Raw genomic sequence first — 22,322 nt, 5'->3', positions numbered from 1 at the left:
ATTGGTTCCTAACTTAATCACGAGATAGGGCCAGTTGTATGCTTCAAAGTAATGAATACTTTTCCGGCAAAGTAAAATCGATCGGTTTTACCAGCAGCAGTACTGGCCGCGCCAGTGTAGGCGTGATGGCTGAAGGTGAATATACCTTTGGTACTGCGGCGCCTGAAGAGATGACGGTGGTTAGTGGCGCACTGAACGTGCTGCTGCCAGGGGAAACCGAGTGGAAAGTCTATGCCGCAGGAGACGTGTTTAACGTACCGGGCAACAGTGAGTTTCATCTGCAGGTAGCAGAGCCAACATCCTATCTTTGCCGCTATTTGTAAGCGTAAAAATGACGAATGGCGATATTGTGTCGCCATTCGCTAAACAGGGCTAACGTTGCGCTTCGCCGCCTAATCCTTCCACCAGACTTTTAATCAGCGCCGCCAGTTCACCTGTCATCAGGATGAAATCGGCATCAAAACGCTGAGCATAATCTTCACGGTCGATATCTTCGTTCTGATCGCGCAGCTCATCGCTGAACTTCAGACGCTTAATGGAGCCGTCGTCACACATAACGAACTGAATACGCTGCTGCCAGTCGAGGGCCAACTTGGTGACCAGTTTGCCCGCCTCGATATGCACGGCGATTTCGTCGCAGACCAGATCCTGCTTTTTCGCGCGGATCACACCGCCGTCTTCAAGGATCGCTTTCAGTTCAGCTTCATCCAGTAACTGGAACCCTTGTGCTGTTGTGCCGGAGCGAACCCATTCGGTCAGCGTCAGCTCAATAGGGTTTTCCATCGTCAGCGGAACGACCGGCAGCGAACCGAGGCTTTTACGCAGCAGCGCCAGCGTATCTTCCGCTTTTTTCGCGCTTGCACAGTCGACCATGATCAGATCGTTGACGGTGTCGATCCACATCATTGTCTGGCTGAAGCGGCTAAAGGCGCGCGGCAGCAATGAGTGCAGAACTTCATCTTTCAGTGAGTCTTTTTCGGTCTTCTTGAGTTTGCGACCTTGCTCAGCTTCCAGTTTGAATATTTTGGCTTCCAGCGCCTGTTTGATAACCGGCGACGGCAGAATTTTTTCTTCTTTGCGGGCGCAGATAATAATTTGGCCATTGGCGGTATGCGTTAATGCATCGCTGTGCGATCCCATCGGCGGAACCCAGCCCATTTTTGCCATATCCTGGCTACCGCAAGGGGTGAACGTCATTGATGCCAGCTGTTTTTCCATCTCTTCGGCACGCAAAGAAACATCGCGGCTAAGACGGTAAACCATTAAATTTTTGAACCACAGCATGATAATTTCCACGGCCTTGTCGTTAAATCCAGCGGGCATGATAGCGAATTGTCGCTATGCTTGCATTGTTAATCGGGAAGAGGAGCAAACAGTGCGTATAGGTATCGATTTGGGCGGTACGAAAACGGAAGTTATTGCGCTTGGCGATGCGGGCGAACAGCTTTTTCGCCATCGCCTGCCCACGCCGCGTGATGATTATTGGCAAACGATAGAAACCATCGCCATGCTGGTGGAGATGGCGGAAAACGCTACCGGGCAGACGGGAACCGTGGGAATGGGCATTCCCGGTTCAATCTCGCCCTACACCGGGGTAGTAAAGAATGCCAACTCGACCTGGCTTAACGGGCAACCTTTTGACAAAGACCTGAGTTCGCGTCTGAATCGCGAAGTGCGGTTGGCAAATGATGCCAACTGTCTGGCGGTTTCTGAAGCGGTGGATGGTGCGGCGGCGGGGGCGCAAACCGTGTTTGCGGTGATTATCGGCACCGGATGTGGCGCAGGCGTGGCGCTGAATGGTCGGGCGCACACGGGCGGTAACGGTACCGCGGGCGAGTGGGGGCATAATCCGCTGCCGTGGATGGACGAAGATGAGCTGCGTTTTCGACAGGAAGTACCTTGTTATTGCGGCAAGCAAGGCTGCATTGAAACCTTCATTTCCGGGACCGGTTTTGCCACCGACTACCAGCGCCTGAGCGGTAAGCCGCTCAAAGGCAGTGAAATTATCAGCCTTGTTAATGCGCAGGATACTCTTGCGGAGCAAGCGTTGAGCCGCTATGAGCTTCGTCTGGCGAAATCACTGGCACATGTGGTGAATATTCTCGATCCGGACGTCATTGTGCTGGGTGGCGGAATGAGCAATGTCGATCGACTGTATCAAAACGTTCCGACGTTGATGCAGCAATTTGTTTTTGGTGGCGAGTGTGAAACGCCTCTACGCAAGGCGTTGCACGGTGACTCCAGCGGCGTGCGCGGCGCGGCCTGGCTGTGGCCGCACGTATAAACGGTTGTTATGTCGCGGGTGCAACCTGTTGTTGCACGCCGCGCTTCAGGCGACCATAGAGCAGCAGCGAGGACATCGCAGAAAACGACAGCAGCGCAGCCGGCAGCGTCACGTAGTTGTAGGCAAATCCCAGCGTCAGCATCATGCCACCGCAGTACGCGCCAATCGCGCTGCCGAGATTGAAGGCAATTTGCCCGCCAGCCGCGCCCAGTAGTTCTCCCCCTTTAGCATTTTGCAGCAGCAAAATTTGCAACGGCGCCGACAGAGCAAACAGACCCGCGCAGCAAATGAAAGCGAAGGTCAGCGACGCGGCTTTGATGCCGCCAAAGGCAAAGAGCAGCAGCAGAGCCAGCACAATCACGAAGTCGGTTATTACCGCAATTCGCAGCGGCGTATAACGGCCTGACAGCCTACCGCTTAGCAGATTTCCTAACACCATTCCCAATCCCACCAGCATCATGATGAAGGTCATTAGCGCCTCGGAGAAGCCGGAGATATACATCATGTACGGTTTGACGTAGCTGAACCAGGCGAAAACCCCGGCGTTCCCAAACATGGTGGCGGAAAAAATGAACCACGGGGCGGGGCTTTTCAAAAAGTGAAATTGTTCGCGCAGTTTCCCTTTTACCGCATCGCTAATGTTGGGGACCCAAAAAGCGACCGAGACTATTACGGCGATATTAAAGACGGCTATCAGCAGAAACGTGTAGCGCCAGCTAAATTCCTGGCTCAGCCAGGTGCCGACGGGAATGCCAACCAGATTGGCAACGGTCATCCCCGAAATCATGCCCGCGACGGCGGCGGTGACTTTTCCTGGACGGGCCAGCTTCGACAGGATAATCGCGCCCACGCCGAAAAATGCGCCATGAGGGAAGCCGGAAACCAGCCTGCCCACCGCCAGCATAAAATACGAGGAAGAGAGGGTGAAGATGGCGTTGCCAATCACGCACAGGGTGACCAGAAACAGCAAAATATGTTTGAGCGAAAAGCGATTGGAAAAGAGCGCAATAATGGGCGCGCCAAACACTACGCCAAAGGCGTAAAACGAAATCATATGGCCAGCGGCAGGAATGGAAATTCCCACGTCCCGCGCCAGCTCAGTGAGGACACCCATGATGCCAAACTCGGCCATGCCCAGCCCAAATGTTCCGAGCGCTAAAGAGAAAATGACTTTTTTCATACCACCTGCCAACAAGAAAGACGCAGGATTTGCGTCATAGCGACGAACGTTCGCCGCCAATAGCGATAGCTTGCGGATAAGCGAAGTGGAATGCCATTTCATATCCGTCCCTGAGTATGCAATATTGTGCTACATAGCGTGCCGGATAGCGTTAGCGCTTATCCGGCCTGTGACACCATATCCGCTGGCCGATTACTCCACCGCAAACATTTTGTCGAGTTTGCTGTAGCCCAGACCGTTGATTTTTTTCACCTTGATCTGCACCGGAATGCGTTCTTTCATTGCTTCGACGTGGCTGATCACGCCAATGGTTTTACCGGTAGCGTTGAGCGCATCAAGCGCGTCCAGGGCGGTATCCAACGTTTCACTGTCCAGCGTGCCGAAACCTTCGTCGAGGAACAGGGAGTCAATTCGGGTTTTGTGGCTGACCAGATCGGATAATGCCAGCGCCAGCGCCAGACTCACGAGGAAGCTCTCGCCGCCGGAAAGCGTACGCGTATCACGTACGGCATCGGCCTGCCAGGTATCAACCACTTCCAGCTCTAACGCTTCGCTGGCCTTGCGCTGCAACAAATAGCGACCGTGCAGACGGGTTAACTGGTTGTTGGCAAGCCAGACGAGGTTATCCAGCGTCAGCCCCTGGGCAAATTTGCGGAACTTATCTCCCTCTTTCGAGCCGATCAGTGCATTCAAATACCCCCAGTCTTCGACCTGCTGCGCGACTTTTTCAATCTCCTGCATCAGCGCCTGCTGCTGCTGGCGGTTTTCAGCATCTTGTTTGAGCTGCTGGCGAATTTCGCCCTGACGAGTAGTGTTATCGCGTAGCAGTTGGGTGAGCTGCGCCAGCGCGTCGTGCAGATGCTGCGCCGTCAGCGTGAGATCCACTTCTGTTGGTTGCTGCTGTTGATGAGCCGCCAGTGCCTGCTGGGCCTGATTAACCAGCGTTTGGGCCTGCTGTCGCTGGCCTTCCAGTGATTGCTTCAACTGCTCCAGGCGATTAAAGGTCTCTTCGTCCAGCAGGGCGGCAATAAAGGCGTCGCGATCGGCAAAGATGCTGGCCTGCAATGCGGCATCAAACTGCGCCTGGATTTCCGCGGCGCGCTGAACGTCCTGCGCCTCCTGCTGTTGCAAGGTTTGCCACTGTCCCTGTAAAGAGAGGCAATCGTCGTGCACCTGCCGCCAGTTTTCCAGCGACAAATCCTCAATGTTTTCAGAAAGCGCCTCGGTTTCAGGCAACGTTTCCAGCAGCGGCGCAAGCTGGGCAATCCGGGCCTGTAACTCGGTCAGTTCATTCTGACGCTGTTGCCACATTTGTGCTTCGTTCGCCCGTTCGCTTAGCCATGAGGCGACGTCATCCTCGGGCGGAAGGGCCAGACCATAACGGGAAAGCTCGGCGGTTAGCGTCGCCTGGCGCTGGTCAATATGCAGCTGGAGCTGGGTAATCTGCTCGGTATGCGCGGTGATTTGCGCCTGCAGGGTATGACGCAGGCTCAACTGGTGAAGCTGTTGTTCGTGCTCTTCCTGAGCGGCCAGCCACGGGGCAATGTCATCCTGCGGTTGTAGCGTGACGTTGAGGCTGGCGGTGACGGTCAGCCACTCTTGAGTAAGTGCTTGCTCCTCCTGAGAAAGCGTCTGTGCTTCGCGTTCATCCCGCTGAAGTTGCTGGGTTATCGCCTCAAGCTGGCCGCGTAGCGTTGAACCCTCATCGGCCAGCGTTTTGACCTCTTTTTCCAGTGCCTCACGCCGCGTCTGATTCACGCTCAGTTCGAGCGTTTGATAGCGTTCAATCGCCGGATGTGCGGTGGAGCCGCATAGCGGGCAAGGCATGCCGGATTGCAACAATGCCCGTTGGCTTTCCAGATCTTTGATGCGGGCTTCTTGCTCGCAAATGACTCTCACATCGGTAAGTTGCTGATTTTTATCTTTATAGCGCTGACGTTTTTCGGCAAGCACCGCGTTGCGCTGGGTCAACTCTTGTTGACGCTGTACAAGCGTGGTGCGTAACTGTGCCAGTTGTTTTTGCTTCGGGGTGATTTGCCCGTGTAAATTGCTCAGCCGCTGGCGTAATGGACGAAGCTGCACATGTTGCGCCAGCGCATCCGTTACCTCCTGCGGCGAAAGGGTCAGTGCGGGAAGCGTTAGTGCATTGAGCTTACGCGTGTCGTTCTCTCGCAGCTGCTGCCATTGGCGTAGCTGGGCGCTGGCGTCGGACTGTTGGGCCAGCAGCGCTTTCCATCCTGCCAGTTCGCTACTCCATAAGCGGAAGCGATCATGCTCATTAAGCCAGTCGGTTAACGTCTGTTGTTCGGCTAGTATCAAGGTCGACTGCATTTGCGCCTGCTGACGAATACGCCCGCGTAGCGTTAAGCTGCTTTGTAAGCGAGCATTCACTTCCTGAATCTTCTGGCGTGTACGCTCGATAGTAGCCGTTTGTTCCTGAATTCGCTCCCAGTGTGGGCGTAACGCCCTGGCCGGCAGTGCCAGACTCAGTGCCGCCAACTGCGGCTGCGCGTCTTCTTGCGCCTGAAGCGCTGCCTGTAATGCCTGCTGGTGACGGTTTATATCCGTTTGTAGCTCATTTTGCCGAATGAGCCAGTTGAGGTACTGTTGCTGGGTTTGTTGGCTGGTAAGGTATTGTTTTTCTTCGTCAGTAAGTACCTGCAAACTTTCTGTCAGGGATTGCACCTGCTCTGGCGCTAACAGCGCCACGCCGCTGGCCTGGGCCTGCAGTTTTTCCAGCTCCGTACGCGCTGATTTGTGCTTTTCAAACACCATAGCGGAGATTTGACCGTAAATCTCTGTGCCGGTCAGCTCTTCCAGCAGTTCGGCGCGCTCTTTTGGTTTGGCATTAAGAAATGCGGCAAACTGGCCCTGAGAGAGCAGCATCGAGCGGGTAAAACGACCGTAATCCAGCCCGGTAAGCTCGGCGGTCATCTCCAGCTTGTCTTTGACTTTATCGGCGAGGATTTTACCGTCGGCGCAGCGGGCCAGCTCTACGCGCGGGACCTGCAGGTTGCCCTCAGGCTGGTTGCGTGCCCGGTTCTGGCTCCAGAATGCGCGGTAGGCTTCGCCCCGCACCTCAAATTCCACCTCGGCCAGACACTCCGCTGTGTCGCGGGTCATCAGGTCGTTTTGCGACTGTGACACAGTATTCAGGCGCGGCGTTTCGTGGTACAGCGCAAGGCAAATTGCGTCCAGCAGGGTGGTTTTCCCCGCGCCTGTGGGCCCGGTGATGGCGAACAGCCCGTTGCTGGCAAAAGGTTCTGCCGTGAAATCGACTTTCCATTCTCCCTTCAGGGAGTTGAGGTTTTTCAGGCGCAGGCTGAGAATTTTCATGCTTCAGCCTCCCCGGCAAGCGTCTGTACGGTTGCGCTAAACAGCTGATTAAGCCGCTCGCGCTGCGGTTCTTCGAGTTCTTCCAGCGCCAGGCGGCGGTCAAAAACCTCCGCCACGCTCAGCTCGCTTAATGTTTCACGACGTTCATTGGCCATAATACGTTCGCGCTGTTCCCGACTGCGGCGCACCAATAACACCTCTACCGGTAAATCTTCGGTCAAGGCCTGGATTTTACGCTGCATATCATGCAGATAGTCATCGGTGGTAATTTCAATATCCAGCCACACCGGCGGCTCTTGCTGTACGTTGCGCCACTGCTCAAGCTGGGCGGTAATGGCGGCGAGATCGCCTTTCAGTACTGCAAGCGGCTGGGTGACCGGTACGGCGAGATTCTCGACGGCGTTGAGTTTCCCTGCTTCAAAGCTCACCAGATGCACGCATTTGTTTTTGCCGCACTCGTCAAAACTGAGAGCGATCGGCGAGCCGCAGTAGCGAATATGCTCCGTGCCGCCGATAACCTGCGCCCGGTGAATATGGCCCAGCGCGATGTAGTCCGCCGGAGGGAAGTTTTGTGCAGGGAAGGCGTCCAGCGTACCGATATAAATGTCACGGACGGCGTCACTTTTACTGGCGCCGACGGTGGTCAAATGCCCGGTCGCGATGATGGGCAAATTCTGATCACCACGCAGCGTGCAGGCATCCTGATACTGCTGCTGGTAATAGTCGGTGATGGCTGACAGCAAATGTTGCTGTTTTTCTTGCCCGGTTAGCCCGGCCTGGCTGGTAATGATGTCGCGTGGACGTAAAAAAGGAACCGGGCACAGAATTGCCCCCGGCGTGCTGTCGCGTTGCGGCAGTACCTGCGGAGCATGGCCGGCGCTGGCAACGACCGTGGTGTTGAGAAACGCCAGTATATCGCGGGATTCATTGAGTGTGGCGACGGAGTCGTGGTTGCCTGCCAGCACCACCAGATGACAGCCAGTTTGCTGTAAATTAACGACAAAACGGTTATACAGCTCACGGGCGTAGCTTGGCGGTGAGCCGGTATCGAAAATATCACCCGCCACAATAATGGCATCCACCTGATGGGATTGTGCCGTTTCCAGCAGCCAGTCGAGAAAGGCCTGATGTTCAGCGGCGCGGCTCTTGCTGTAGAAATTTTGGCCCAGATGCCAGTCAGACGTGTGAAGGATGCGCATAAGAGTTCCATGACGATAAAACAGTGGTGGGGATTATAACCTTTCAAGGACGGTAATATCTTGTCTCCGGGCTGTCATAATTCGCCGGGCTGCGTTAAACCTGGGCTATCTTTTCATAAATCTGTCATAAAACTGACGCATAATGGCACCGTATTGATGGCAAACGATTTAATTATAAACAGGGCAAATCATGGCGAGACGTATTCTGGTCGTAGAAGATGAAGCTCCAATTCGTGAAATGGTCTGCTTCGTGCTCGAGCAAAACGGTTTTCAACCCGTAGAAGCCGAAGACTATGACAGTGCTGTGAACCAACTCAATGAACCCTGGCCGGATCTCGTCCTGCTTGACTGGATGCTTCCCGGCGGCTCGGGTCTGCAGTTTATTAAACATCTCAAGCGCGAAGCCATGACGCGGGATATCCCCGTGATGATGCTGACGGCGAGAGGTGAAGAGGAAGACCGCGTCCGGGGTCTGGAAACCGGTGCGGATGATTATATTACCAAGCCGTTTTCTCCCAAGGAGCTGGTGGCGCGTATTAAAGCGGTTCTGCGTCGTATTTCACCGATGGCGGTGGAAGAGGTTATTGAGATGCAGGGGCTAAGCCTTGATCCGACCTCGCATCGCGTGATGACCGGCGAGGATCCGCTGGATATGGGGCCGACCGAATTCAAACTGTTGCACTTCTTTATGACCCACCCTGAGCGCGTCTACAGCCGTGAACAACTCCTCAATCATGTCTGGGGAACCAATGTCTACGTGGAAGACCGGACAGTGGATGTGCATATCCGCCGCTTACGTAAAGCGCTGGAGCACAGCGGACATGATCGAATGGTGCAGACAGTTCGCGGGACGGGATATCGTTTTTCGACCCGCTTCTGACTGACAAGAATCAGGGCCTGATGGATTAGGCCGTTTATGGAGTAAGACGTTTGCTAGAACGATTGTCATGGAAAAGGTTGGTACTGGAGCTGATCCTGTGCTGCATACCGGCATTTATCCTTAGCGCTTTTTTCGGTTACCTGCCCTGGTTTTTACTGGCGTCGGTAACGGGCCTGCTTATCTGGCATTTCTGGAATCTATTACGTTTGTCCTGGTGGCTATGGGTCGACAGAAGCATGACGCCGCCGCCGGGGCGAGGCAGTTGGGAGCCGTTGTTATATGGGCTGCATCAAATGCAGTTGCGCAACAAAAAACGCCGTCGAGAACTGGGTAACCTGATCAAACGTTTTCGCAGCGGGGCGGAATCACTACCCGACGCGGTGGTATTGACCACCGAAGAAGGCGGTATCTTCTGGTGTAACGGACTGGCTCAGCAGGTTCTGGGACTGCGCTGGCCGGACGATAGCGGGCAAAATATTCTTAACCTGCTGCGATACCCGGAATTCACACAATATCTGAAAACGCGCGACTTTAGCCGGCCTATCAATCTGGTGCTCAATACCGGACGGCATCTGGAAATTCGCGTGATGCCCTACACGGATAAGCAACTGCTGATGGTGGCGCGCGACGTTACCCAGATGCACCAACTGGAAGGTTCACGGCGAAACTTTTTCGCCAACGCCAGCCATGAGCTGCGCACACCGCTGACGGTGCTGCAAGGTTATCTGGAAATGATGCAGGAGCATCCGCTGGAAGGGACAACGCGCGAAAAAGCGCTGCATACCATGCGCGAACAAACGTACCGTATGGAAGGCCTGGTGAAGCAGTTGCTGACGCTGTCAAAAATTGAAGCTGCTCCGACGTTGCAACTGAATGAGAAAGTCGATGTGCCCATGATGCTGCGCGTGATCGAGCACGAAGCGCAAACCCTGAGCCAGCATAAACATACGTTTACCTTTGATGTCGATAACAGCCTGAACGTGCGGGGCAACGAGGAGCAGTTGCGTAGCGCTATCTCGAATCTCGTCTATAACGCGGTGAACCACACACCAGCGGGAACGCACATTACCGTACGCTGGCAGCATGTGGTCTCGGGGGCGGAATTTTGTGTGGAAGACAACGGTCCAGGCATTGCCGCCGAGCATATTCCACGTTTGACCGAGCGTTTTTATCGGGTAGATAAGGCGCGATCGCGGCAAACGGGCGGTAGCGGGTTGGGCCTTGCCATCGTGAAACATGCGCTGCATCATCACGACAGCCGTTTGAATATCGAAAGCGAACCAGGCAAAGGGACGCGATTTAGTTTCGTGATCCCGGAACGTTTGATTGCCAAAAGTAACGGTTAAAGCACATTCGTAAGATTATCTTTCCAAAAGCCAGCACAAGCTGGCTTTTTCTATACGGTCAATATATGACTCCTGAATTTTACGACGTTTGATTGTTTTTTGTTCGAACTATTACCCATACCTTTTTCCATGAAATGGTGTTTTGTGCTAACCAAATTTTTCATATCGCTATATTGTTCTGGTTTTTGGATCCCACCTTGCTTTAAAACGTTATAAGCGTTTAAATTGCGCTCCAGGTGCTGTCATACCGACTGCATTTACGCGGTAAATCGAAAAACTATTCTTCGCCGCGCCAGGTCGGGAGTGTTTCCCGCTGGAATTGAGCAAAAATGCCGCTGTATTGTCCCCCAGGGAAAGGCAAAAATTTACTATTTTCAACACCACATCCACAGGCAGTAAGACTTTATGACCCATCAGTTAAAATCGCGCGATATTATCGCTTTGGGATTTATGACATTTGCACTGTTCGTTGGTGCAGGTAACATCATCTTCCCCCCAATGGTTGGTTTGCAGGCAGGTGAACACGTCTGGACTGCGGCTTTTGGCTTTTTGATTACCGCCGTTGGCCTGCCGGTACTTACCGTTGTCGCGCTGGCGAAAGTCGGTGGTGGTGTGGACCGACTGAGCACACCTATCGGTAAAGTTGCTGGTCTGCTACTGGCGACTGTTTGCTATCTGGCCGTTGGGCCGTTATTTGCTACCCCGCGTACCGCGACGGTCTCTTTCGAAGTCGGGATTGCACCGCTGACCGGTGACTCTGCGCTGCCGCTGTTTATCTATAGCGTTATCTATTTCGCGATTGTGATTCTGGTTTCGCTGTATCCGGGCAAACTGCTGGATACGGTGGGTAATTTCCTGGCGCCGCTGAAAATCCTGGCGCTGGTTGTTCTGTCTGTCGCCGCAATCGTCTGGCCAGCAGGCCCGATCAGTAATGCGATGGAAGCCTACCAAACTGCGGCATTTTCTAATGGCTTCGTGAACGGGTATCTGACCATGGATACGCTGGGCGCGATGGTGTTTGGTATTGTTATCGTTAACGCCGCTCGCTCGCGTGGTGTTACTGAAGCGCGTCTGCTGACCCGTTACACCGTTTGGGCGGGTTTAATGGCGGGTGTGGGCTTAACGCTGCTGTATCTCGCGCTGTTCCGTCTGGGTTCAGATAGCGCGATTCTGGTCGATCAGTCTGCTAACGGCGCGGCGATTCTGCATGCGTATGTTCAGCACACCTTTGGCGGTGCAGGAAGCTTCCTGCTGGCGGCGCTGATTTTCATCGCCTGTCTGGTCACCGCGGTTGGCTTGACCTGTGCGTGCGCAGAGTTCTTTGCCCAGTACGTTCCACTGTCTTATCGTACGCTGGTATTTATCCTCGGCGGCTTCTCGATGGTGGTTTCTAACCTGGGTCTGAGCCATCTGATTCAGATCTCTATTCCGGTGCTGACGGCTATCTATCCGCCATGTATCGCACTGGTTGTATTAAGCTTTACCCGCTCATGGTGGCATAATTCTTCCCGCGTCATTGCACCTGCGATGTTTATCAGCCTGATTTTTGGTATCCTTGATGGCATTAAAGCTTCTGCAATTGGCGACGTGTTACCGGCCTGGACCCAGCGTTTACCGCTGGCGGAGCAGGGGCTGGCGTGGTTGATGCCAACAGTCGTGATGGTGGTCCTGGCAGTTATCTGGGATCGCGCCGCGGGTCGACAAGTGACCTCCAGCGCACACTAATATCACTGACAATAAGTTTTAACCACGGGGCTATTAACATGGCCCCGTGGTTTTTTTATTGTGTTAACAGGTTAGGAATCGATGGAAAGTAATAACAAGCTAAAGCGTGGGCTGAGCACCCGGCACATCCGCTTTATGGCATTAGGTTCAGCAATTGGTACCGGGCTGTTCTATGGCTCGGCCGATGCCATCAAAATGGCGGGGCCAAGCGTGTTGCTGGCCTATATTATCGGCGGCGTAGCGGCGTATATTATTATGCGCGCGCTGGGCGAAATGTCTGTTCATAACCCTGCAGCCAGCTCCTTCTCGCGCTATGCGCAGGAAAACCTCGGACCGCTGGCAGGCTATATCACCGGCTGGACCTATTGTTTTGAAATCCTGATTGTCGCCATTGCCGATGTGACTGCCTTTGGTATTTACATGGGCGTCTGGTTCCCGGCCGTACCGCACTGGATTTGGGTACTCAGCGTAGTGCTGATTATCTGCGCCATCAACCTGATGAGCGTGAAGGTGTTTGGCGAGCTGGAGTTCTGGTTCTCGTTCTTTAAAGTCGCCACCATTATCATCATGATTGTCGCCGGTTTCGGTATCATCATTTGGGGGATTGGCAACGGCGGGCAACCGACCGGTATCCATAACTTATGGAGCAACGGTGGCTTCTTCAGCAACGGCTGGCTCGGCATGGTGATGTCGCTGCAAATGGTGATGTTCGCTTACGGCGGGATTGAGATTATCGGGATTACCGCAGGCGAAGCCAAAGACCCGGAAAAATCTATTCCGCGCGCTATCAATTCCGTACCAATGCGTATCCTGGTGTTTTATGTGGGGACGTTGTTCGTCATTATGTCTATCTACCCGTGGAACCAGGTGGGTACCGACGGTAGCCCGTTCGTTATGACGTTCCAGCATATGGGCATTACCTTTGCTGCCGGGATCCTCAACTTTGTGGTTCTGACTGCGTCGCTGTCGGCAATTAACTCTGACGTCTTCGGTGTGGGACGTATGCTACACGGCATGGCGGAGCAGGGCAGTGCCCCAAAAATGTTTGCCAAGACGTCGCGTCGTGGCGTGCCTTGGGTTACGGTGATGGTGATGACCATCGCGCTGCTGTTTGCGGTTTATCTTAACTACATCATGCCGGAAAACGTCTTCCTGGTGATCGCCTCTTTGGCAACGTTCGCCACGGTTTGGGTGTGGATTATGATCCTGCTGTCGCAGATTGCTTTCCGTCGTCGTCTGCCGCCAGAAGAGGTCAAAGCGCTGAAATTTAAAGTACCGGGTGGGGTAACGACGACCATTGTTGGCCTGATTTTCCTGGTCTTTATCATCGCGCTTATCGGCTATCATCCGGATACCCGCATTTCGCTGTACGTCGGCTTTGCGTGGATTGTCCTGCTGCTGGTCGGCTGGGGATTCAAGCGCCGTCGCGAGCGCCAACTGGCTGAAGCACAGTAATATTTTTGCCGGGTAACTTTGCGTTACCCGGCAATTTTCTCCTCCCCCGAACTCCTCCCCCAATAAACGTTAAGATGATGAGTGATCCTGCACTTCGCTATGGCAAGGTGACGTCATTATCATCAAAGGGGATACGTGATGTTGAACGCCTGGCACCTTCCGGTTGCCCCATTTGTTAAGCAAAACAAAGATCAACTGACGATTACATTATGGCTGGCGGGGGAAAATCCACCCCAGCGGGTGACGCTACGCGCAGAAAACGATAACGAAGAGATTTCGCTAGCTATGCACAAGCAGCGCAGCCAGCCGCAGCCGGGTGTGACCGCGTGGCGAGCGGCGATTGATCTCTCCAGCGGGCAGCCTCGTCGACGCTATAGCTTTAAATTACTTTGGCTCGATCGTCAGTTGTGGTTCACCCCACAGGGATTCAGCCGTTTTCCGCCTGCGCGTCTGGAGCAGTTTGCCGTCGATGTGCCGGATAACGGTCCGCAGTGGGTCGCTGACCAGGTCTTTTACCAAATTTTCCCGGACCGTTTTGCCCGCAGCCAGTCGCGTGAAGCGGGCCAGGATAACGTCTATTACCATCACGCGGCCGGGCACGACATCGTGCGGCGCGAATGGGACGAACCGCTTACGGCTCAGGCCGGTGGCTCCACGTTCTATGGCGGTGATTTAGACGGCATCAGCGAAAAGCTACCGTACCTGAAAACGTTAGGTGTCACGGCGCTGTACCTGAATCCTGTGTTTACCGCGCCGAGCGTGCATAAATACGATACCGAAGATTACCGTCATGTTGATCCGCAATTTGGCGGCGACACGGCGCTGCTACGCCTGCGGCACAACACCCAACAGCAGGGCATGCGCTTGATTCTGGACGGTGTTTTTAACCATAGCGGCGATTCGCACGCCTGGTTTGACCGGCATAGTAGGGGAACGGATGGGGCGTGCCATAACCCAGAATCCCCCTGGCGCGACTGGTATCATTTCTCAGCCGACGGCGTTGCGCTCGACTGGCTGGGGTATTCCAGCCTGCCCAAGCTGGACTTTTCTTCGGAAAGCCTGGTAAATGAAATTTATCGCGGCGAAGACAGTATCGTCCGTCACTGGCTGAAAGCGCCGTGGAGGATGGACGGCTGGCGTCTTGATGTGGTGCACATGCTGGGAGAAGCAGGAGGCGCACGTAACAACCTACAACACGTGGCCGGCATTACGCAGGCGGCAAAAGAAACCCAGCCAGAGGCGTATGTGGTGGGTGAACATTTTGGCGATGCTCGCCAGTGGTTGCAGGCCGACGCGGAAGATGCCGCCATGAACTATCGCGGCTTTACTTTCCCTCTCTGGGGATTCCTCGCCAATACCGATATTTCATACGACCCACAATCTATTGACGCTCAGACCTGTATGGCCTGGATGGATAACTACCGCGCGGGGTTGTCGCATCAACAGCAATTGCGCATGTTTAACCAGCTCGACAGCCACGATACCGCTCGCTTTAAGTCTCTGCTCGGTAAAGACGTCGCACGTTTACCGCTGGCGGTGGTGTGGCTATTTACCTGGCCTGGCGTGCCCTGTATTTACTACGGCGACGAAGTGGGGCTGGATGGCAACAACGATCCGTTTTGCCGCAAACCTTTCCCATGGCAGCCTGAAAAACAGGACGCTAACCTGCTGGCGTTGTACCAGCGGCTGGCAAAATTACGCCACCAGAGCCAGGCGCTACGCCACGGTGGTTGTCAGGTGATTTACGCCGAGGATAACGTGGTGGTGTTTGTACGGGTGCTAAACCGCCAGCGCGTGTTAGTGGCGATTAACCGTGGCCAGGCTTGTGAAGTGGTCCTGCCAGCCTCGCCATTACTGAGCGTGAGTCATTGGCAGCACAAAGAAGGCAAAGGTGTGCTTGCCGACGATATCCTGACGTTGCCGGCGATTTCCGCCTCTGTATGGTCAGGTCATTGATATAAGTGCGCAATCGCCGGGCTTGCCAGCAGCGCGTCTCGCCACCAGCGCTGCGCCAGCCCATCACGGTTATTACGCCATGCCATATAGGCCACGTCTTTTTGGCGAAATGAGATAACTGTTTTTTCCACCAGCTCGCCCGTAGCAAGCCACGGGCTGGCAATATGGCGGGGGAGAAATCCGCAGCCCATGCCGGCTCGCAGTAGCATCACTTTACTGTGGAAGTCATCGACACGGATCTGCGCCTGCTCCTCCAGCAGATTGGTTTGTAACGGATGGCAGAAGCGGGCGCTGTCGCTGATAACAATCGCCCGATGCAGGCACAACTGCTCGTTGGTCAGGCCATCAGGTGCTGCGGCCAGCGGATGCTCAGGTGCCACGACAAATACATTGTCCAATGTACCGAGCATTTTGTAGGACCAGGCCGCTGACGTTGGTGGTTCATTAATCGCCCCCAGAATAATATCTGCTCCATTATGGGTCAGCTCCTCCCAGGAACCCGCCAGCGTATGATGGGTAAAACTGAGGCGGGTTTGCTTATTCAGCGCGTGAAATTCATCGATAATGGGTAACAGCGAGGCGAAAGGAAAGGAGTCGTCCAGCGCAATCGCCAGCTCTTTTTCCCAGCCTGAACTCAGCTGTACCGCCTGTTTTTCGAGATCTTTTGCCGCACTTAGCAATAAACGTCCCTTTTCCAGCATCATCTGTCCGGTGTCGGTAAATTTAGCCCGGTGTCCGGAACGGTCAAGCAACTCGATATTCAGGTCGCTTTCCAGCTTTTGAATCATATAGCTGAGTGCCGCAGGCGTTTTAAACAGCGATTCGGCCGCCGCGGCAAATGAACCCTGTTTGTCGAGTGCGTCGAGAATAAGCAAAACATCCAGATTAATGCGCATAGCCAGAAAAGATCCTGAAAATTAAACCCTTCTGTTGTACCGAATGAAGAAAAACAATGCCAGTGAATAAATTAGATGAATCATGCGCATTTTTTTGATGTTGTTTAGGATATATCGCAACACAGAATTAATAGTTTCACAGGATGGTAAGTTTTCTTTAATAACTCGTTAGAAATTTCTCGCTATACTCAACAAGCTTTCTGATTCAGGATCCTGCTGCTGACGGCAGATACAGACCGTTGCCTTTTAACTTATTGATTAAGAAGGTGTGATATGTCTATTCGGGAACTGATTGACCCTCAAAACTCTACGCTTATTTTTATTGATCATCAGCCGCAAATGTCATTTGGTGTAGCGAATATCGATCGCCAGACTTTAAAAAATAATACCGTGGCATTAGCGAAAGCCGGGAAAATATTCAATGTTCCGGTGATTTATACTTCTGTAGAAACGAAAAGTTTTAGCGGATATATCTGGCCAGAACTGTTAGCGGTTCATCCTGATGTAAAACCCATTGAACGCACCTCAATGAACTCCTGGGAAGATGCGGCGTTTGTGAAGGCCGTGGAAGCGACTGGGCGTAAAAAACTGATTATCTCCGCGCTGTGGACCGAAGTCTGCCTGACTTTCCCGGCACTGATGGCGCTGGAAGCGGGTTATGAAGTATATGTGGTGACCGACACTTCCGGCGGCACGTCCGTGGATGCCCATGAGCGTTCTATCGACCGCATGGTACAGGCTGGTGCCGTACCCGTAACCTGGCAACAGGTTCTTCTTGAGTATCAGCGCGACTGGTCTCGCAAAGAAACCTACGACGCCGTCATGGATCTGGTACGCGAGCACAGCGGTGCCTACGGTATGGGCGTGGATTATGCCTATACCATGGTGCATGGCGCGCCAGAACGTAAAGCCTAAATACACGTCATCCTTCATGTTGCATCTTTGTTGGCTTCGCTTGCGTACCCCAGTCACTGACTTATGTAAGCTCCCGGGGATCCACAACCTTGCCGCCTCGATGCACCATGAATGATTTTGTGTATTGCTTTCCTGGCCTAAGCGGCCTGTTTCCTCTCAACAAGGAATCCTTCATGGCGCAGAACAAACATGTGACGTTGGTGATTACCCACACCCTGCTGCCTGAGCAGGCGCAGCGGTATGAGCAATGGCTGGGGAAAATTATGCCGGTGGCGGCCGAGTTTCCCGGTCATCTCGGGGCGAACGTGATTCGCCCTGCGGATGGCGACAACCTGTGGAATATCATTATTCGCTTCGACACGCTTGAGCATCTGTATAACTGGACCCAGTCTGATACGCGCCGCGTGCTGGTGGAAGAGATCGTCCCACTGCTGGCGGAAGGTGATAAAACCGAAATTCGTACCGAAGCGGCATTCTGGTTTACGCCACCAGCGCCCCATGTACGCCAGCCCAAACGCTGGAAACAGTTTCTGATAACCCTGCTGGTGATATTTCCTAGCACCAATCTGGTGCCGTGGTTGACCGGCATTGTGCTGCCTGCAATGAAGGGCTCGTTACTCCTGCATCTCATCAATGATGCCTGTGTGGTTGCGCTGGTGGTCTGGTTCTGGATGCCCATCGTAACCCGTCTGTTTGCCGGATGGCTGAAAAAAGCCTGACCGGTATCTCAGGAGATTGTTATGTCTCAAACTGCCACACTGATTCTGACTCACGGAAAAATTCATACTCTCGATAGGCAACGCCCGCAGGTCGAGGCGGTGGCGATTGCCAACGGAAAGATCCTGGCGACCGGTAGCCACGAGCGGGTAATGAGCTTTGCTGCCGAAGGGACGCAGGTTGTCGATCTGCAAGGACATACGGTGATCCCGGGCCTGAACGATTCGCACCTGCACCTTATTCGTGGTGGACTGAATTACAACCTGGAATTACGTTGGGAAGGCGTGCCGTCGCTGGCGGACGCCCTACGTATGCTCAAAGACCAGGCGGACAGAACGCCGTCGCCGCAATGGGTACGCGTGGTGGGCGGCTGGAGCGAATTCCAGTTTGCCGAACGTCGCATGCCTACCCTGGAAGAACTGAATGAAGCTGCTCCGGATACCCCGGTTTTTGTTCTGCATCTCTACGACCGGGCTTTGCTGAACCGCGCTGCGCTGAAAGCCGTCGGCTACACCAAAGCGACGCCGGATCCGGCGGGCGGTGAGATTGTGCGTGATAGCAACGGCAACCCGACCGGGATGTTGATCGCTAAACCAAACGCCATGATCCTTTATTCGACGCTGGCAAAAGGACCCAAACTGCCGCTAGAAATGCAGGTTAACTCGACCCGCCAGTTTATGCGTGAACTGAACCGTCTGGGGCTGACCAGTGCCATCGATGCGGGCGGCGGCTTCCAGAACTATCCGGAAGATTACGAGATCATTGAGCAGTTACACGCCAACAAGCAGATGACTGTGCGTATTGCCTACAACTTGTTTACCCAGCGTCCAAAACAGGAACTGGAAGACTTTGAACGTTGGACCGATATGCTCAAACCGGGGCAGGGAACCGACTTCTACCGCGCCAATGGGGCCGGGGAAATGCTGGTCTTTTCGGCAGCGGATTTTGAAGATTTTCTCCAGCCGCGCCCGGACCTGCCGGAGGGTATGGAAGATGAGCTGGAGCGCGTGGTGCGACACCTGGTGGAGCACCGCTGGCCGTTCCGCCTGCACGCCACCTACGATGAATCTATCAGCCGCATGTTGGACGTGTTTGAGAAGGTGAATCGTGATATCCCGTTCAATGGCCTGCACTGGTTCTTCGATCATGCCGAAACCATTACTGAACGGAATATCGAGCGCGTTAAAGCGCTGGGCGGCGGGATTGCTGTTCAGCACCGAATGGCGTTCCAGGGCGAATATTTTGTCGAGCGTTATGGCAAAGATGCGGTCAAACACACGCCGCCGGTGGCGAAAATGCTGGCGGCTGAAGTTCCGGTAGGGCTGGGGACTGACGCCACCCGTGTGGCTAGCTACAACCCGTGGACCGCGCTCTATTGGCTGGTTTCGGGCCGCACCGTTGGCGGTATGGCGATGTACGATGATAACAACCGCTTGCCGCGCGACGTGGCGCTGGAACTGTGGACCGCTGGCAGCGCCTGGTTCTCCAGTGAGCAGGGTAAGAAAGGGCGAATCGAGAAAGATCAACTGGCCGACCTGGTGGTGCTGTCTAAAGATTACTTCAACGTGGCGGAAGAAGAGATCAAAGGCATTGAGTCAGTGATGACCATTGTCGATGGCAAAGTCGTGTATGCGGCAGGGCATTTCACCCCGCTGGCACCACCAGCCATCCCGGTTGTGCCGGACTGGTCGCCGGTGGTGAAGGTGCCGGGGCACTATCGCTCAGCGCCGCCTGCTGCGGCTAAAATTGGCGCAATGGTGCAGATGCATCAGTGCTGTGGTAGCTGTGGCGTACACGGTCATCAGCATGATATTGCGCGTCAATCAGGCATTCCGGTGTCAGATGACCGGGCTTTCTGGGGGGCGCTTGGCTGTTCCTGTTTCGCGTTCTGACTGTAACGTTTTTAATGCCGGATGGTGACGCTTTGCGTCTTATCCGGCCAACAAAGAATCGCAACTTCTAATCCTTGTAAGCCTGCTATGCTGAGTGCCATCAGGCAATGGGGTTCATACATCTGCATTTCGCTTTGCTACAGCCAATTGTCTACGGTTGCCACAAAACCATCTTCCTAAAGGTCGCTATGCCATTCTTACTACGGCGTAAAGCCGGGGCCGTGTAATCTTCTCTATCCGCACCAACATAGTTATATTTTCAATGTAAGAATGTAGTTCTTATGATTATTTGTATTGTTTGTAAAGTGTAAATTTTATTTTTTATTATTGGCTATCAAAGCTTGATTGCATAATTAAATCAATCAAAATATGAAGGTAGCTCACACAATATTACTAACCATAAGTTAAAATAATGCGTGATTAATTACAATAATGAGTTGTTATTAATTAAATGAATATTATTGGTGACGCGTTTAGTTGGGTAGTAAAGCATTTGTAATTGTAATTGTAGGAGCTGAAATGCCAGTAAATGATATATCTTTAGGAAAAACCAGAAGATCAAATGATAATGGTGAACCCAATGTTGTTCATGTTGCAATTTCACGACCTATTCGATATGACGTGATGATAGCCTATGGTGGACACGGTGGTGCCGAGATGTTGAAAGCGGCGGAATTCAAGAAAAAGCGGCTTGAATCTAAGTATCCCAAAGGTGAAGTAAAAGGACCGATGATCTTCAAGAGTTTGGCCGACTTCGAAAAAATTTGGACCGCGATATTCTATGATATTTGCAAGCTAAATAAATCAGGTCAACCTAAATATGATTTGTGTGAAATTCATATTTTTGCTCACAGCAATCCAGATAGGATATCAATTAAGAAGGGGGAGCATATTACGGCTGAGGTGGTTGAATCTCTTGAAAATTTAATCTGGAATCCTGAAAAGGGTTATTTGGTATTACATAGTTGCCGATCTGGTCGATATGAAAGTGATGATTTAGATCAGCGTAGTGGTGGGGAGTGTATTGCTCGCGCATTTTCCAGACATGAATCATCAGCATATGTTATTGGCCAAATGGTTTATGCGTCATTTAACTATGGCCCCGGATTGGAAGACTGCAAATATAGAAAAACAGTGAATGATTATGTAGCAATAGATTTGTTTGGAAAGCAAGAGCTATTATTATGGGGCTATAAATCCGGAAGTAAAGTGAAGAAACGATTTTCAAATGATAGAGAGTATGAAAGCTTAGTTGATGGTCAGATCTGGCCATGCAGAAAATATCGAAATGGTGAGAAGTTAGATAGGACCGTTACCAGTGATGTGTTTAACTATGATGATTTGAATTTTGTTTGAATGTTCTGGATGTTGATAAATTATATCATTCATAGCGACTAAAGGAAATTTATATGGATTATGTCATCGCGGCCGCATTACTTCCGCAAGATAAGTTATGGACAGTTGAGTATTCATGGAAAATGGTAGAGGCTATAACACCAGAAATACCACAAATTGAGGATGAAACAGAACTTATTGAATTGATTCGTCATGCCTGGTTGTGGGATAAAAATGCTATGATTCAGTATGCCAGAATTCAGAAAGAAGTTGGTGACGATGATGTTTTAGATGATTTCATCAGGAGCAATGCTCACAGATTAGTGAGTTATGATGGTTTGTCTCTTCGACGGCCTGATGTATTTAATATGAATTATAGTGAATTTATCACCCGACTAGCTGATTTACAGTATCCCTTGGCGAGCAGGCTTGCTGCTAATGGCCTTTTATGGAGTGCGGGTGAGACAAATTCGACCTTCAACCCGTTAGCACAAGATGTACGAAAAAGGTTGATTCGTTATACTCGTTACGCCATAAAGGGAGGCTATCATATCCATTCTTATCTGGCTGATTGCATTTTATTTCCTTCCGGTTTTTCGTATAAAGATAGTAATAATAAGCAGCTAAATTCTCTGGAAAACAGAATAGATAATTTAACAAGAGAAGAGCTTGAAGATAGTTTTTCTGCTTATAAGGTGAGTGGAATTCACGGTTCTCAGTATGCACAAATAAGATTGAGTGAGTTTTATTTTTATGGTGTTAGCGTTAAACGAGATATTGAAATGGCATATGCATGGTCTATGATTGCTAACGATTCCTTTATCTATTTTAATAAAGAAGGTTACAAAAGACATGCTTCGGAAAGATATAAAGAAAATATTCTGAATGAATATAACAACGTTAACTTAAAAAATCTGATTCCGCTACAAATGACGAAAATAGAGATAGAGAGAAGTGTCGCGCTGGCGTCAAAAATCAAAGAAACGTTGGTTGAGGATGACTACTATTCCTGGGAGGTTCAAATGGATGCGGTTCCGCCGGCGCCTTGATGTTCAACGTTTGGTTTGTACCTGTATGCGATTATTCATCGGCCGTATAATGAGACAACAAGTGTCTGCTCGCGTAGGGCCAATACGCGCAGCGCCATCGGGCATTCCGAGTTCTGACATCAGAAAAAGGCCCGCACTAGCGGGCCTTTTGTCGATT

General features: G+C 52.4%; 17 protein-coding genes. 12 read left to right on the top strand and 5 right to left on the bottom strand.

Going from position 1 to position 22,322, the window contains the following annotated elements:
- The first annotated feature begins 38 nt into the window (after positions 1–38).
- On the top strand, positions 39–323 hold the full coding sequence (gene ppnP / locus OGX66_RS11455) for a pyrimidine/purine nucleoside phosphorylase (protein WP_003021477.1): 285 nt from the start codon (positions 39–41) through the stop codon (positions 321–323).
- 49 nt (positions 324–372) lie between these two features.
- Here ppnP and rdgC read toward each other — a convergent pair whose 3' ends face one another.
- The gene (gene rdgC, locus OGX66_RS11450) at positions 373–1,284 is read right to left on the bottom strand and encodes a recombination-associated protein RdgC (RefSeq protein WP_003021479.1); all 912 of its coding nucleotides are present in this window, start codon (positions 1,282–1,284) and stop codon (positions 373–375) included.
- A gap of 91 nt (positions 1,285–1,375) precedes the next feature.
- Here rdgC and mak point away from each other — a divergent pair, with 91 nt between their 5' ends.
- On the top strand, positions 1,376–2,284 hold the full coding sequence (gene mak / locus OGX66_RS11445; RefSeq protein WP_088902664.1) for a fructokinase: 909 nt from the start codon (positions 1,376–1,378) through the stop codon (positions 2,282–2,284).
- 7 nt (positions 2,285–2,291) lie between these two features.
- On the opposite strand, the gene araJ is transcribed toward mak, so the two are convergent.
- The 3 genes from araJ to sbcD form a co-directional block, all read right to left on the bottom strand.
- Positions 2,292–3,464, bottom strand: coding sequence for an MFS transporter AraJ (gene araJ, locus OGX66_RS11440; protein ID WP_270921796.1), 1,173 nt, complete (start codon positions 3,462–3,464; stop codon positions 2,292–2,294).
- 192 nt (positions 3,465–3,656) lie between these two features.
- Positions 3,657–6,800 carry an exonuclease subunit SbcC gene (sbcC, locus tag OGX66_RS11435; RefSeq protein ID WP_270921563.1) on the bottom strand — a complete coding sequence of 1,048 codons (3,144 nt, stop codon included), beginning with the start codon at positions 6,798–6,800 and terminating at the stop codon, positions 3,657–3,659.
- Positions 6,797–7,999, bottom strand: a complete 1,203-nt coding sequence (sbcD, locus tag OGX66_RS11430) for an exonuclease subunit SbcD (RefSeq protein WP_286511533.1) — start codon at positions 7,997–7,999, stop codon at positions 6,797–6,799. The genes sbcC and sbcD overlap by 4 nt, the downstream gene beginning before the upstream one ends.
- A gap of 190 nt (positions 8,000–8,189) precedes the next feature.
- Here sbcD and phoB point away from each other — a divergent pair, with 190 nt between their 5' ends.
- The 5 genes from phoB to malZ all read left to right on the top strand — a co-directional run bounded on the left by phoB (position 8,190) and on the right by malZ (position 15,361).
- Positions 8,190–8,879, top strand: a complete 690-nt coding sequence (gene phoB, locus OGX66_RS11425; RefSeq protein ID WP_003021496.1) for a phosphate response regulator transcription factor PhoB — start codon at positions 8,190–8,192, stop codon at positions 8,877–8,879.
- A 50-nt stretch (positions 8,880–8,929) separates the two neighbouring features.
- On the top strand, positions 8,930–10,225 hold the full coding sequence (phoR, locus tag OGX66_RS11420) for a phosphate regulon sensor histidine kinase PhoR (RefSeq protein ID WP_003021498.1): 1,296 nt from the start codon (positions 8,930–8,932) through the stop codon (positions 10,223–10,225).
- A gap of 405 nt (positions 10,226–10,630) precedes the next feature.
- Positions 10,631–11,950 carry a branched-chain amino acid transporter carrier protein BrnQ gene (gene brnQ, locus OGX66_RS11415; protein WP_003021501.1) on the top strand — a complete coding sequence of 440 codons (1,320 nt, stop codon included), beginning with the start codon at positions 10,631–10,633 and terminating at the stop codon, positions 11,948–11,950.
- An 81-nt stretch (positions 11,951–12,031) separates the two neighbouring features.
- Entirely contained in the window at positions 12,032–13,405 is a 1,374-nt protein-coding gene (proY, locus tag OGX66_RS11410; protein ID WP_032948680.1) for a proline-specific permease ProY, read from the top strand.
- 138 nt (positions 13,406–13,543) lie between these two features.
- Entirely contained in the window at positions 13,544–15,361 is a 1,818-nt protein-coding gene (gene malZ / locus OGX66_RS11405; protein ID WP_270921565.1) for a maltodextrin glucosidase, read from the top strand.
- Here the strand turns inward: malZ and OGX66_RS11400 are convergent.
- Positions 15,355–16,257, bottom strand: a complete 903-nt coding sequence (locus tag OGX66_RS11400; RefSeq protein ID WP_049002390.1) for a LysR family transcriptional regulator — start codon at positions 16,255–16,257, stop codon at positions 15,355–15,357. The two genes, malZ and OGX66_RS11400, sit on opposite strands and share 7 nt — an antisense overlap.
- A gap of 273 nt (positions 16,258–16,530) precedes the next feature.
- Between OGX66_RS11400 and OGX66_RS11395 the strand changes: the two genes are divergently transcribed.
- The 5 genes from OGX66_RS11395 (at position 16,531) to OGX66_RS11375 (ending at position 22,165) form a co-directional block, all read left to right on the top strand.
- Positions 16,531–17,172 carry a hydrolase gene (locus OGX66_RS11395; RefSeq protein ID WP_003021513.1) on the top strand — a complete coding sequence of 214 codons (642 nt, stop codon included), beginning with the start codon at positions 16,531–16,533 and terminating at the stop codon, positions 17,170–17,172.
- A gap of 173 nt (positions 17,173–17,345) precedes the next feature.
- Complete coding sequence (locus OGX66_RS11390; protein ID WP_003021516.1) at positions 17,346–17,891, top strand: antibiotic biosynthesis monooxygenase; 546 nt, start codon at positions 17,346–17,348, stop codon at positions 17,889–17,891.
- A gap of 21 nt (positions 17,892–17,912) precedes the next feature.
- The gene (locus OGX66_RS11385) at positions 17,913–19,781 is read left to right on the top strand and encodes an amidohydrolase (protein WP_071684866.1); all 1,869 of its coding nucleotides are present in this window, start codon (positions 17,913–17,915) and stop codon (positions 19,779–19,781) included.
- 519 nt (positions 19,782–20,300) lie between these two features.
- Positions 20,301–21,137 (top strand): hypothetical protein, encoded by an 837-nt coding sequence (locus tag OGX66_RS11380; protein WP_044712861.1) that lies wholly within the window; start codon positions 20,301–20,303, stop codon positions 21,135–21,137.
- A 53-nt stretch (positions 21,138–21,190) separates the two neighbouring features.
- Complete coding sequence (locus OGX66_RS11375) at positions 21,191–22,165, top strand: SEL1-like repeat protein (RefSeq protein WP_048233177.1); 975 nt, start codon at positions 21,191–21,193, stop codon at positions 22,163–22,165.
- Positions 22,166–22,322: the final 157 nt, after the last annotated feature.

Source organism: Citrobacter sp. Cf072, from assembly GCF_030334485.1.
Classification (GTDB): domain Bacteria; phylum Pseudomonadota; class Gammaproteobacteria; order Enterobacterales; family Enterobacteriaceae; genus Citrobacter; species Citrobacter freundii.
This window is presented reverse-complemented; position numbering and strand designations above follow the sequence as displayed.

Bases quoted from the DNA above. Each gene is read 5' to 3' on its own strand.
- OGX66_RS11375 (WP_048233177.1), top strand. From the start codon at position 21,191: ATGGATTATGTCATCGCGGCCGCATTACTTCCGCAAGATAAGTTATGG.
- proY (WP_032948680.1), top strand. From the start codon at position 12,032: ATGGAAAGTAATAACAAGCTAAAGCGTGGGCTGAGCACCCGGCACATC.
- ppnP (WP_003021477.1), top strand. From the start codon at position 39: ATGCTTCAAAGTAATGAATACTTTTCCGGCAAAGTAAAATCGATCGGT.
- brnQ (WP_003021501.1), top strand. From the start codon at position 10,631: ATGACCCATCAGTTAAAATCGCGCGATATTATCGCTTTGGGATTTATG.
- malZ (WP_270921565.1), top strand. From the start codon at position 13,544: ATGTTGAACGCCTGGCACCTTCCGGTTGCCCCATTTGTTAAGCAAAAC.
- OGX66_RS11385 (WP_071684866.1), top strand. From the start codon at position 17,913: ATGTCTCAAACTGCCACACTGATTCTGACTCACGGAAAAATTCATACT.
- phoB (WP_003021496.1), top strand. From the start codon at position 8,190: ATGGCGAGACGTATTCTGGTCGTAGAAGATGAAGCTCCAATTCGTGAA.
- sbcC (WP_270921563.1), bottom strand. From the start codon at position 6,800: ATGAAAATTCTCAGCCTGCGCCTGAAAAACCTCAACTCCCTGAAGGGA.
- rdgC (WP_003021479.1), bottom strand. From the start codon at position 1,284: ATGCTGTGGTTCAAAAATTTAATGGTTTACCGTCTTAGCCGCGATGTT.
- OGX66_RS11390 (WP_003021516.1), top strand. From the start codon at position 17,346: ATGGCGCAGAACAAACATGTGACGTTGGTGATTACCCACACCCTGCTG.
- OGX66_RS11395 (WP_003021513.1), top strand. From the start codon at position 16,531: ATGTCTATTCGGGAACTGATTGACCCTCAAAACTCTACGCTTATTTTT.
- OGX66_RS11380 (WP_044712861.1), top strand. From the start codon at position 20,301: ATGCCAGTAAATGATATATCTTTAGGAAAAACCAGAAGATCAAATGAT.
- OGX66_RS11400 (WP_049002390.1), bottom strand. From the start codon at position 16,257: ATGCGCATTAATCTGGATGTTTTGCTTATTCTCGACGCACTCGACAAA.
- araJ (WP_270921796.1), bottom strand. From the start codon at position 3,464: ATGAAAAAAGTCATTTTCTCTTTAGCGCTCGGAACATTTGGGCTGGGC.
- sbcD (WP_286511533.1), bottom strand. From the start codon at position 7,999: ATGCGCATCCTTCACACGTCTGACTGGCATCTGGGCCAAAATTTCTAC.